This window comes from Croceimicrobium sp., assembly GCF_965228705.1.
Lineage (GTDB): Bacteria > Bacteroidota > Bacteroidia > Flavobacteriales > Schleiferiaceae > Croceimicrobium.
On the sequence record NZ_OZ245832.1, the window covers coordinates 435344 to 449070 of the forward strand.

Annotated in this window: 4 protein-coding genes; 2 read left to right on the top strand and 2 right to left on the bottom strand. The window is 42.6% G+C overall.

Annotation, left to right across the window (positions count from 1 at the left end):
- Nucleotides 1–35: 35 nt before the first annotated feature.
- The gene (locus tag ACO05P_RS01825) at nt 36–4931 is read left to right on the top strand and encodes a T9SS type A sorting domain-containing protein (RefSeq protein ID WP_421753084.1); all 4896 of its coding nucleotides are present in this window, start codon (nt 36–38) and stop codon (nt 4929–4931) included.
- Nucleotides 4932–5071: 140 nt separating this feature from the next.
- Here ACO05P_RS01825 and ACO05P_RS01830 read toward each other — a convergent pair whose 3' ends face one another.
- Entirely contained in the window at nt 5072–6751 is a 1680-nt protein-coding gene (locus ACO05P_RS01830; RefSeq protein WP_421753085.1) for a hypothetical protein, read from the bottom strand.
- A 657-nt stretch (nt 6752–7408) separates the two neighbouring features.
- Between ACO05P_RS01830 and clpB the strand changes: the two genes are divergently transcribed.
- Complete coding sequence (clpB, locus tag ACO05P_RS01835; protein WP_421753086.1) at nt 7409–10024, top strand: ATP-dependent chaperone ClpB; 2616 nt, start codon at nt 7409–7411, stop codon at nt 10022–10024.
- A gap of 64 nt (nt 10025–10088) precedes the next feature.
- Here the strand turns inward: clpB and ACO05P_RS01840 are convergent, their stop codons facing one another.
- Complete coding sequence (locus ACO05P_RS01840) at nt 10089–13694, bottom strand: S8 family serine peptidase (protein WP_421753087.1); 3606 nt, start codon at nt 13692–13694, stop codon at nt 10089–10091.
- Nucleotides 13695–13727: the final 33 nt, after the last annotated feature.

A 13727-nucleotide genomic window follows, 5' to 3' on the forward strand; every position in this document is an offset into this window, starting at 1 on the left:
TGTGCAACGTCAAAAACTGCACAAATACTACCTTTATGAAGAAGTTGCTACTTCTCTTTTTTGGATTCCTGCTAAGTGCAAGCTTATCAGCCCAAATCGATACTCTATTTATTGAAACTTTTGACCCTGGAGATTCTATTACCACATTATCTCTCGGAACGGCAACCACAGTGTGGAAAGACACCAATAACGTCTCCATTAGTGGCAACCAATCTTATCATGGTAAGGTGCAGGCACCTGCCACTGGTTCGAATAGTTCAGAAGTGGTTTTCCGCACTAACTCATTTAGTACGGTTGGAAAGACTTTCGTCTTCTTAAACTTTTATCACATTGCCAAGATCAATCAGGTAAACTCTGGATTGATTCGTATTTCTACGGACAATGGTGCGACTTGGACTACTCTGAATAATAACAATGTAATTTACCTGGGAACAAGTAACTGGCGTTCTTCCTCGAACTTCCAGGAGGCATCCTACAATATTCCCAACCAGGGTATAAACCATTGGTTTGCCGGTACGGATCCCCCCGTACAAAATTCTTGGTGGCAATCAGAGCGTTTCGATATTTCGAACCTTGCCATCGACGCAAACGGAAATGGTTATCCTAATGTGCAGATCGAATTTTCTTGTTTTGAAGTATTAAACCCTAACCTTACCGGACGTAATTACGGTGATGGATGGTGGGTAGATAACCTGGTGATTACCGGGTCTAACTGTGAATTATTCCCTCCTTTATTCCACTTTAACTATACTCCCATTCCTTGTTTCCCAATTCGTCCTACCGGTGCGATTACCCAGGAGCCAACTAATAACTATAAGGTTGGAGCTCGTGTAACAGATACCGTTGCGGGTGGTGCAACACATCCAACTTGGGTGAGTGGAATTGACAGTGTTACCGTATTTTACCGAGTGATCAATTCTTCAGGAACCGGTGCCTGGCAGAACTTTAATTTAACTCTTACCAGCGCCAGTAACTTCGAATATCAAGGTACCTTCAATAGTGTGCAGGTTGGAGATACCATTGAATACTACTTTAAGGCCTGGGATTTAGCTTGCCCAAATACAGCACGCTTCCCAGATTCCCTCGCGAATCCGCAGAATGCTTATATCCGCTTCTGGCCACAAGCTGGATTACCCTTTAAATGTGGGGCTCCAGACTGCGGAACTTTACCAGGAACCATTAAAACCTTCCCTTGGGTAGAAAATTTTGAAGGTCCAGAATGGGTTGCAGGTACCGGTCTGGGCGACAATGGTACTACCCATCGCGGTAATTTCCCGAATGAGCAAACTGGTATGAGATACTGGAATGTGCAACCACCTGAAAACTCTACAGGATATGCCTGGAGTATTCGAACCGGAACCACAGGAACTCCTTTTACAGGGCCAAATGGTAATCATACCCCTGGTGGTGCAAAATATGTTTATGCAGAAGGTTCTCAAGGTAACCAGAACACGACTACTACCTTAATTACCCCTTGTATTGACCTTACCAATGTTACACGTTGCTATGCCCTCGAATTCTACTACCATTTCTTTGGTGAGGATATGGGAACTATGCGTATTGATATCGACACGGGTACCAATAACCCCGCTTGGTATACAGGCTATTATTTTATTCGTAAAGAGCAACAAAAAGCACAGTCCGATCCTTGGGAGCGCGCTTTGATTCCATTGAAGGAATTTAATGGTCAATTCATCCGAATTCGATTCTTATCAGCCAAGCAAACCACCAAAGTGGGTGCGGCAGCTCGCGCGGACATGGCGATTGACGACTTACGAATTTTTGAACCTACTCCGGTAGATGCAGAGATTTTAGAAGTAACTGCTCCAGTGGAAGGACTTTGTTCCTATAGCTCTGCGGAAACCATTGAAGTAGTAATTCGTAATAATGGTTGCGATAGTTTATTGAGTCTGCCCTTGCAAATTCAGACCAATAGTGGTGCCATACAAAACGAAACGGCCACCCTTACTTTAGGAACAGGGGATACAGCTACTTATACGCTGACTACCACTGCGAATATGTCTGCCCTGGGAACTTATAATATTCATGTATGGGCTAATCATGCTATGGATACTATTCCTGATAATGACTCTGCATCCAGTGCTACGATTACTCACGTCGCATCCTACAATACGTATCCCCTGGTAATGGATTTTGAATCTGTAACTCCAAATTCCTCACAAACGGGTACAACGCTCTTTACTACCGAGACTGGATTAGATCCTGCATTTGTTTGGAAGGTTGGAAGTGGCTACACCTTTACTCGTGGTACAGGTCCAAAATATGGACACTATCAAAAAGGACAGTATTTCTATACCGAAGCAACGGGTAGTACAGGGAATGTATCAACCTATATGGTTACTACCCAGTGTATGGACTTTACCGGAATGCCTAATGCTACCTTAGACTTCTACTATCACATGGTTGGTGCCAATGCAGATGGTATTGAAATTGAAGTAAACGAACCTGGGGTTGATGCGCCGGATGTATGGAATGCTATTCCAAGTAGTTTGGTGAACACCTATTCTGGTAACTATCCTCTTTCAAATTATGACTACAAACGAGTGAATCTTTCTGCCTATAATAACAAGCAGATTAAAATTCGCTTTAAAGCTTCTCGCACTGGTGTAGGTGATTTGGCCGATATCGCTATCGATAAGGTGATGATTTACAATCGTATTGCCTCGGATGTTGGGGTAGAGTTTATTAATAACCCACCCTTATCCTGGCCAGCAAATCAGGTGTTTAATCACCCCGCTGTTATTGAGCAGGTAGAAGTTCGAAACTTTGGTACCAGCACTGCTACTGGTGTAACCGCAACCTTGGCTATTACACCTAAATGTGGGGCAAATGCCGGGGTTACTACAACTTATACCAGTACTACATCTACCAACATTCCAGCAAATAGTAGTGCAACGCTAACAATGCCGAACATTGATGTGATCATACCTGCAGGTGAATGTGAAATTTGTGCCTATGCAAACTTAGCAGGTGATACCTACTCATTTAATGATACAGTTTGTAGAACCGTAACCGGTTTAGGAAGCTATGACCTCGATTTCTATGACGATTTTGATAATTGTGATTACGATGAGTACGGCTTCTTTAGTTGGTCACCTAATAATAGCTCCAACTATTACTTGCAGTGGGAGCGAGGAGAAGCTCCTGCCAGCAGCCAGTTCTCTTCCTTACAGGCTAGTGACAATATTTGGGCTACCGGCCTAAGCACTGGTCACTATATTGATGGTAAGCAGGAAGTACTGCGTATGCCTACTCTGGATAACTTCGATACCATTGTATCTGCTACCATTGCCTTCTACCAAAACGTAGATATGGGGAATAACGCGGCTGGTGCCGTGCAAATTAACCGAGGTGGTTGGATTGAATTAGGTGGTAACCTGGCGACCTTCTCTAATATTGGTCAAAACTGGTATACCGGCTATTTTGGAACTATTCAAGGTCCGGCAGGTACGGGTGTTACCAAAGGATTTACCGGAAGCTCCGTTAATGGTGCAAACCCTTCGGGATGGGCCTATTCAGTATTCCCAATGTCGCAGTTAAACTTTGAGCCTAACGCAATTCCATTCCGTTTCTACTTCAGCTCAACGGCTGGAGCGAATACGGCTCGTAACCGGGAAGGTTGGGCAATCGATGATTTTGAAGTATACATTCCACCTCAAAACTCGGCTACTCCTGAAGATTGGGTATTTACCAACCCATTGCAGATTCCAACTTTTGCTCAGCCATTAGATATCTTTATCCGTAACACCGGAGCCAAGGTTCTTGATTCCAGTCAGGTTAAGGCACAGTGGTTCGATGATGTAGCCGGAACCAACCTAACCTGGGATGGACCTTTTGAGTGGGCAATTTCACCTCGTTTCTTTATCGAAGGTAGCCGCTTCCGTTACGATTACACCGATTCTATTCCAGGATCTGTAATTACTACTGGATTGCACAAAATGTGCTTGATCAGCCAGCGTCCGAATAACAAAGTAGATAACCGTCCTAGTGATGATACCGTTTGTTATACCGTGGCTGTTTTGCCGGAGTATGAGTTTGATATTGCCAATGGTGATACCGCTTACTGTAATAACTTTGAAGACAATAATGGCGCATTACCCTTTATTGCTTTGAATACCGAAACCTATGCGCGCGGTCAGTGGAGCTGGGAGCGAGGTACTCCAACACAATTCCCAGGAGCCTTTAGTGGCACTGGATGTTGGATGACCGGATTGGATAGCAATTATCGCTCACGTGATCAATCTGGATTGTTTAGCCCGGTATTCGTAATTGATACCAGTACTGCCTACGAAATCAGTTTTATGCACAAGTTTGAAACTGAGAAGTATCACGATGGTGGGGTAGTTGAAGTAACCCTTGATGGTGGTCGTAGCTGGCAAGTACTAGGTTTTGCTAATGAAACCAATTGGTACAATACTGAATATGTTACTGCACTGGATATTATTAAGCCAGGTTGGACTGATACAGCTGACTGGGATACCGCCAGCTATGTATTCGAATTTGATACGGCTGCAAACCGTGCAGTATTCCGTTTCCGCTTTGAGAGTGACTGGTCAATTCAGGATAAGGGATGGGCTATTGACGATTTCTGTATGACTACCACTAATAAGAAGCCTACCTTCCGTATTGGTAACAAGGAATACAATCCAGTACCTAACTCTTATATTGGTGAGTTAAATCCAAACCCAACCAATGATATCACACACTTGCCGCTCTTTAATGCGCAGGCGAAAGATGTTAGTGTCACAATCGTGAATGTACTCGGCCAAATGATGATGCAGAAGGATTACCATTTGGAGCGCGGATCCGCTTCACTGGTATTCGAAACCTTCGATTATACACCAGGTATTTACTTTGTAAACTTGAGTATTGATGGTCAGCGTGTAACTCGCAAGCTGATTGTGAAATAAGAATTAAGCTTATAGCTATTAAAAAGCCCCGGTTATGCCGGGGCTTTTTATTTTATAGGCAATGGAAGTACTATACATTGATGAAATTACGGCTTATAAAACACCTGTTAAGGTATTTCATAAGCCTTAACAGGAGGGGATTAGTGGAGTTGGAGTTTTATTTTTTCGATGGGAAGGCTCCTTTGAAAGTAATCAGCACCTTCGATAAAGTAATCCACGTAAATACCCTTTTTGAGGCATGCTAAAGACACGGGTTTCAGAATTTTTTCTCCATTGCCCAAGAATAGCTCTAAGCTTATGGCGCCCTTGTAATTAAAGTCCTGTTCTATTGCAATCAGGTTTATATGTTTTGCTTTATACCATTTATTGCGAGCTAATCCTTGGACAAGTTCCTGCATTGGAAAATGAATGCGATTAGGAAGCTTGAAAACTTCTTTATTTCTTTTTATGTATTTATAAAACTCACCCTCTTTCTTTCCGGCTTCAAATTGATTAAGAATGGCGGAAAGAACGAAAGCATTGCTAAATGGGAGGTAGAAGCCATTTATATCGTTTCCCTGGTACTTGGCTCCATTGAAATTAGCTTTATGGCAGTACAGTGTTGATTTAAGACTCATAGCCGCCATAGAGTCTAATTCATAAGATTGAGAAGTGTAGCTAATTTGGTGTGGACCTAATGAGGGGCTTTCCTCTTTAGATTGCCAATAAAGCTGCTGGGCCCATGGGAATACTTGAGTATTAGAATTTATTTTAACAGCATTGCTGCCGGCAATAGACTTATTTACTTCGCTGTAGAGGGTTTTCCAACTGTGGATGGGGTCAAAACGACTTAGCTTAAAGGAATTTGTAAGCCAAATGCTTTCTAAAATTAAGAGTCCAAAAATTAAAAGGCTGAATAGCCCATATTTAACTATTAGCTTGTCAATTTCAACTTGACTAAAAATAAATGCCAGGAAAAGGACAGTTCCTACATAAATGGTACCTGGGTCTGGTCTCGTGTGGATGTAGTAAACAGCAAAAAGAATGATCCCAATAGATTCGACAAATTTTATGCATACTCTTTGTCCTCGCCAGTTTGTCCAATAATATATCTGAAATACTATGAATAGCAATAAGCTAGGAATGAAATTATAGAAGCTACCAGTGGTGCTTAAGGAATACTCAGAATTGGTTAATATAAGTGAGATATATTCTATATATTTTAATGGATTCCCATAATAAAATGATGTTGCAAATGCGTAAATTATGAGTAGACTCAAGCTAGAAAGCTTGAGCTTAGAAACTCGGTCCTTGGGCTTGGAAAAAGCTATTTCTATCCCCAATTTTAAAACCCATAGGAATAGTATACCAATTCCTAGAGATAGTCTAATGTTTAGGTAGAGACCCACTAGAATAGAGCAAAGCACTAGGGACCAGCTTTTTTTATTGTTTATTAAAAGAAAGAATAAGACGATAGGTAGAAACCGTTGACCGATGGCAAGCTGAATGATAATAAATAAACTAAGTTTTTCCTGAGTAGAGTGAGTAGGTATGCTTTTAATAATTAAAATGTTAACTGCAAAGTAAAATAGGAAAAAAATAATGTAATTCCAGCTAACTCCTAAAGGGTATTGTAGAAATGATAAATGGCCGTGAGGGATGAAGTTTTGGACGATCTGGCCGTTGGTTAGTTGATTGAAAACTAGATTTTGAGTGAATCTTATTGCTGAATCTGAATGATTTGCTAAATGGAAGTATGCTTTTGGTGAAAATGCCAAAATAGCTAAAATTAAAAACGTGTTTTTTATTAAATTGTTCGAATTTAAATACCTATTAATCATGAAAACACGCTAATTAAAGTTTGAGCTCTTGTAGCTATATTTACCTCTCAGGTTTATTCACAAACTGTAAATAATCCACAAGAGTCAGAGTCAACAACATCTTTAGGCCTGCCGGGAGGAGCTAATCGAACCCGCAGCTTCATACATGATGACGATGAAGCAAAAGTGGTTATTTCAGAAGGAACTAATGTTAATTTTTATTGGGAACAATGTACGAGTTCTGGTACTACATCATTAAATGAAACGGGTAGTATACTGAATGCAGATGTTGTCATTGGGAATGGTTCACAGACGGTAATGATAGTATATCAAATGGGAAGTGGAATTTACTTTGAGCGATTTGCATATAGTGGATCAAATTATTTATATAATTCTGCTGGAACAATAGCCGAGAATTCGGCAGAAGACTCCAAAAAAATAGTATTATGAAATCGGCATTATAGATTCAAATTATTGGGATAGTAATCTTAATTATTCAATTTGAATTGAAGCCCTCAATTTATGCCGGGGCTTTTTATTTCCTGACTCCTCGGCACAAGGTTCTAAATAACAGTGACTTAAAGTCATGCTAAGGGAGCCGGATCAGACAGGTAGTCAGATTTTAAGTTCATTTGAGCCTTGGTCTTTTATTTGCTTAATCTGAGGAAAAAGCAAGCAATGGACCTGAGTAAATTCACCATAAAATCCCAGCAGGCAGTGCAGCATGCCCAAGCCCTGGCTATGGAAATGCAGCACCAGGCTATACAGGCTGGTCATCTATTAAAAGGAGTACAAGAGGCGGATGCAAATATCCTCGACTTCTTTTTGTCAAAAATGAGCATCAACAAAGACGGATTCAATTCAGCTTTGGAAGGAATCTTAAAGTCTTATCCTAAGGTCGAAGGTGCTAATCAATATTTAGATCAAAGTGCTAATCAAGCTTTATTAAAAGCTATGAATAAAGCTAAATCTCTTAAAGATGATTATATCACCTTGGAGCACTTGATCTATGGTCTTTTGGATGGATCTGATCCGGTGGCTCGAATGATGAAGGACAGCGGTTTCAGTAAAGACGGCTGGGAAACAGCCTTAAAGGAACTACGAAAGGGCAATCAAGCCACGTCGGCTTCTTCCGAAGAACAATACAATGCTCTGGATAAATACGCAAAGAACCTTAATCAATTGGCCGAAGAAGGTAAACTCGATCCAGTAATTGGCAGGGATGAAGAAATTCGTCGCGTTCTTCAAATCTTATCCCGTAGGACTAAAAACAATCCGGTGCTAATCGGTGAACCTGGGGTGGGTAAAACCGCAATAGCTGAAGGAATGGCCCATCGAATTATCAAAGGTGATGTACCGGAAAATCTAAAGGACAAGAAAATCTATAGTCTTGATATGGGGGCTCTTCTGGCAGGAGCCAAGTATAAAGGCGAATTTGAAGAACGACTTAAAGCCGTGGTGAAGGAGGTCACTGAAAGTGATGGACATCTGGTGCTCTTTATTGATGAAATTCATACCCTGGTAGGTGCCGGAGGTGGAGAAGGGGCCATGGATGCGGCCAATATTCTAAAACCAGCCCTGGCCAGAGGCGAACTGCGTGCCATTGGAGCCACAACCCTTAATGAGTATCAAAAGTACTTTGAAAAGGATAAGGCCCTCGAACGTCGCTTTCAGAAGGTCCTGGTTACGGAACCCGATACCGAGTCTGCCATATCTATTTTACGTGGAATTAAAGAACGTTATGAGACTCACCATAAGGTGCGAATCAAGGATGAGGCAATTATTGCTTCGGTAGAATTGTCCCAGCGCTATATATCCGATCGCTATTTGCCGGATAAAGCAATTGATCTCATCGACGAGGCAGCTTCTAAACTGCGCATGGAGATAAATTCCAAACCGGAAGAAATCGACATCCTCGATCGCAAGATCATGCAACTGGAGATTGAATTAGAAGCAATTAAGCGCGAAGGGGATAAGGACAAGGAAAATCTCATTCGTGAAGAATTGGCCCAATTAAATGAGGATCGCGATGGTCTGAATGCTAAATGGAGTTCAGAGAAGTCTATCGTAGAAGGTATTCAGCAGGCGAAAGAAGAAATTGAACAATTACGCCTTAGCGCTGAGCAAGCCGAAAGGGCAGGTGACTATGGTAAAGTAGCCGAGATACGCTACGGTAAATTGCAAGAGGCCGAAGCGAAATTGAAAAAGTTTGAAGCGGAAGCCGAAGATTTACAAAACCGAGATGCTCTTATCAAAGAAGAGGTAGACTCGGAAGATATAGCCGATGTGGTAAGTCGCTGGACTGGCATTCCCGTAAGTAAAATGCTACAGTCGGAGCGTGAGAAATTACTACGCTTGGAGCAAGAGCTGCATAAAAGGGTAGTAGGCCAGGAAGAAGCCATTATGGCGGTAAGCGATGCCGTTCGACGAAGTAGAGCGGGATTACAGGATCAGAATCGTCCGATTGGAAGTTTTATTTTCTTTGGTACTACCGGTGTGGGTAAAACAGAGCTGGCCAAAGCCCTGGCGGAATTTTTATTTGACGATGAAAATGCCATGACGCGCATTGATATGAGCGAGTATCAAGAACGTCATTCTGTAAGCCGCCTGATTGGTGCTCCTCCCGGATATGTAGGTTATGATGAAGGTGGGCAACTTACAGAAGCGGTTCGTCGAAAACCTTATTCTGTGGTTCTACTGGATGAGATTGAGAAGGCACACCCGGATGTATTCAATATCCTTTTGCAGGTTTTGGATGAAGGTCGACTCACGGATAATAAGGGACGGGTAGCCAATTTCCGCAATACCCTGGTGATTATGACCTCTAATATGGGCTCTAACTTGATTATGGAGCGCTTCAGTGAAATTACGGAGACCAATAAATTCCAGGTTTATGAAGATACTCGGGCAGAGCTCATGCAATTGTTGCGTCAAACAGTAAGGCCTGAATTCTTAAACCGCATCGATGAAAGCATTATGTTCCTTCCATTGGAGAAAAAGGATCTGATGCAGATCGTACGCTTGCAATTAAATCGTGTGAAAAAGCAATTGGCAGATCAGCAGATCACATTGGAGGCTACCGATGCGGCAGTGCAGTATTTAGCTGATGTGGGATATGATCCCCAATACGGTGGTCGCCCGGTAAAGCGGGTCATTCAAAAGCGAGTGCTGAATGAATTGTCGAAGAAAATCCTTTCGGGAGAAATCCACAAAGACGAGGTAATTCTTCTGGATATGGACGAACAAGGATCTTTGATCTTTAATAATGCTACCATTAACCTCGATTTGGATTAAGAAACCGAAGCATAAAAAAAGGCGGCCCGAAAGGAGCCGCCTTTTTTAGTATCTCAAATCTGATTTATTCTTTCACCAAGCGAATGGTCGAACGGAATTCATCATTACTAATTTCTAAAAGATAAACACCAGCAGCTCGGTCCTGGATATTAATCTCCAAATCCTGGCCGCTATTGGCTTTAAATGGCGCTTCCCAAATTAAAGCGCCACTTAAGTCGCTAATACGAACCATAGTCTTGCTTTGCAAAGGATGGGCACTGCTTAAATGGTATAAGCCATTGGCTGGGTTAGGATAGAGGCGTAATCCAGAGGCTAAAACCGCTTCATCCATACCAATTCCTGAGCTATCAACTACAGAAAAGTCATCAATAGCAATATCACTACGGAAGCCATTTCCAGTTTTAGCGCGATAGCGAATGCTGATGGTTTTACCAACATGTGCACTGAGGTCTACCGTTAATGGTTGCCATTGTGAACCCTGGTTTCCTACTATGGCAGGAACAACATCGAGGTACCAACGAAAACCATCATATATATCTACAGCCAATCTGCCCATCTCAATACCATTCATATTGTAATAAATAGTGGCATGAGGACGGGCTGTGCCGATAAGATCTATACAGGGAGTTACGACCATGGCTTCTGCGCTATCGCAGGAACCTGACGATTCGGTGTAAAGGTATTTGCCATTGCTGGTACCGGGATTATAATCAAAATTAGGACCGGTTCCAGAACTGGCAGTAGGTCCACTCCAGATTCGGAAGTCAATAAAATCACCGATTAGGTTCTGATAATTATACCAACCGTCTCGTAGAATGCAATTGGTCACTTCACAATTGGTATTATCTGAGCACAATGTAAAGGTCTCGAAATCCTGACTATAAGGAACTTGTACCGTTGTTGAAGCGCTACCGACAATGCGGAAATTAGCTTCCAATGTATCATTAAATGGGTTCCCATCTCCAGTGGCATGCACCCAGAATTCGTAGTTCAAGTTGACATTATTGAGGAGGTTCACCCGATTGTTTTGGAAATAGTAGATCAGAGTATCTCCAGGATTTAAACTGCGATTTATAGTTTCGATGTTTGCTCCGGTGGTTCCCACGCGGCGGAACCCTACATCAATTCCGTTTACCACATTGGTACCGGTATTTCGGATTAAAACAATGGGAAGGTCACTGTCGGCAGTGCTTACACAAGTTGGTAATTCCGCTTTGCCCGGATTAAGAATGCTCTCTAAAACGATATCGGTAGGAACCGCGCAATTAAATACGCCAGGACTTTTCTCAATAGCGGGAGATCGGAATCCAATGGAAGTGTCATTCACAACTGAGGCTACTGCAAACCAATCTACCTGAGTAGGATTATGGGCCACCCAAGCCTCAGAAACCGTAACATAATCAACAGAATCCATGTACTTAGTCCCTAATCGATATACTACATAGCCGCTGGCACCATTTACATCGTTCCAATCTAAATGTAAACTGTCTGGACAGGCCGCAAGAATGTTAATGGGCGCTGGTACTTGAACAATGGTCATTGGCCCAACAATAGCAGTATCATTGGCAGTACGAACCCGTACATAAACTTGATTACTGGATACATTGGGGATTACCCAGCTTAGTTGACGGGCATTAGCAGTGGTATTAACCATAAACCAGTTTACACCGCCATCTAAAGAGTATTCAGCAGTATGACTGGTATTGGCAGGATTATCCCAGCGAATCAACTCGGTAGATCCGGTTGGGAAGGCCATTCCTTCATTGGGATAAGTTAATACCATTTCTGTGCTTTCGTAATAGGCAATCACGAAGAAACGCTGATCGCCACCAGTAGGGACATTGTAGCCTTTAATTTTAACAGAGGCACTGCCAGCAGAAGGATTATCCAGAGTTACCTGCTCAATATTATTCAAAGAATCACGCTGACGAGTAGCCAGGCTGTTCAAGGCTGTAGCATTAGGAGTAGGGTTCAATACCCAAGGTTGATATGTACTACCACCAAAGCTAACTTCCATATCCAGATCATTAACCAAATCACGAGCCGCGGCTGGCGATGCTTCTCGATCAGGCCAAATAACCAGAAAGCGGGCCTGAGCTGTATTTGCAGGAATGTTGAAATTGAAAATTGCAGAATCTCCGGTTCCCAGGCTATCGGTATTGTACCAACCGTTTTCCAGAACTTCGAAGGCACGACGGGCATTAATCCGGCCATAGCCATAACGGTAATCCGGACCGGCATTTCCTAAATCGTCAGCAGTATTCATCAATACCCCCTTTAATAAAGAGCCATGCGCTTCTGTGCCAGCATTTAAATCTTTATAGGCTTGCATTAATACGGCCAGAGTTCCGGTTACTCCAGGGCAAGACATGGAAGTTCCGGTTTTGGTATTGTAGGTATTGGGGCCATTGGCATCTGTGGTAGAATATACATCGGTACCTACGGCACAAATATCAGGCTTAATCCGGCCATCAGTCGCCGGACCGCGGCTACTTGAATTAGCCAATCCATCAGTACGTGTTACATTTCCTACTGTAACCACATTCTTTGCTTGTTTATGGCCTCCGGTGATATTCCCCCAGCCTACTCCGGCACCATAATTATTGCTGCACGTAGAACTACCATTGTTACCGGCAGAAAACACATGCAACATATTAGGGTTGTCGTAAGCATCCTTATCTAATTGTTGAGACCAGGTGCTATAGCCACCATTACAGCCATTTGAAAAGGAATTGGAAGTAAGACGCGCATTTATACTGGTGTAAACATTGTCTGCATCATTTAAGTTGGAGGGATATTCACGATAGAACATATCCACCCCTGGTGCCATACCTCGACCGCGGGGGTCGGCATTGCCAGCTGCCGCTATCGTTCCGGCGGTATGATCTCCATGATCCGATCCGGCGCTACCTGCATTTTGAGAAAAACGACCTTTAAAGTCGATGTGGTCGGTAATGCCACCAGCATCATTATGGGCCACCATAATTCCACTACCATCATAATCCAGACCGCCATTGTATTCTGCTTGTTGCAGGAAATTAACGCGGTGATTGGTGCGAGCGGTAAAGTTTTCAGGTTCACCGGGAGCATATTTTTCTTCGATGTATTGAAGACAGCCCAGATTTAAAAGCATATCCATTTGCTCTGGATCAAGAACGATCTCAAAACGACGGTCACTTTCTTTTTGATTCAAAATCTGTATGCCCTGGCTTTGTAAGCTTTGTAGCACATTCAAATGGCTAATACCGCGGAAGTATTGAACCCATAGAATTAAGCTTTGGCCATCTGCGGCCCAGGCCCACTCATTATAATTTTGGGTAAAGAGAGGTTTAGATAAACGCCAGGCATCTTTTAGATTGAATACTCTACCACCGGCATTTTCCAAATTAGCTTTGGCCTGAGCATAATTCTCCTGACTAATACGCGCAAAGGCAGCATTATGAGGGATGTAATCAAGGGTTTCAAATCCAAATAAATCCTGACCAACCTTTAAATCAGAGTGTTGTACCAGGACATATCGGTAGGAACTAAAGCTGCTAATGCGACCATCGTCAAGGGCATCAACTCCTACAGTTTCATTGAGAAATAGAATAGGTTTTTGACTTTCGGAATTTTGGGCGGAGAGGATTTGGCCGCAAAATAGTAGTCCGAGAAGTATCAAATTCTTCATAGAGATAATTTTAGGGTCCGTAAAGATAGGCCT

Bases quoted from the DNA above. Each gene is read 5' to 3' on its own strand.
- ACO05P_RS01825 (WP_421753084.1), top strand. From the start codon at position 36: ATGAAGAAGTTGCTACTTCTCTTTTTTGGATTCCTGCTAAGTGCAAGC.
- ACO05P_RS01830 (WP_421753085.1), bottom strand. From the start codon at position 6,751: ATGATTAATAGGTATTTAAATTCGAACAATTTAATAAAAAACACGTTT.
- clpB (WP_421753086.1), top strand. From the start codon at position 7,409: ATGGACCTGAGTAAATTCACCATAAAATCCCAGCAGGCAGTGCAGCAT.
- ACO05P_RS01840 (WP_421753087.1), bottom strand. From the start codon at position 13,694: ATGAAGAATTTGATACTTCTCGGACTACTATTTTGCGGCCAAATCCTC.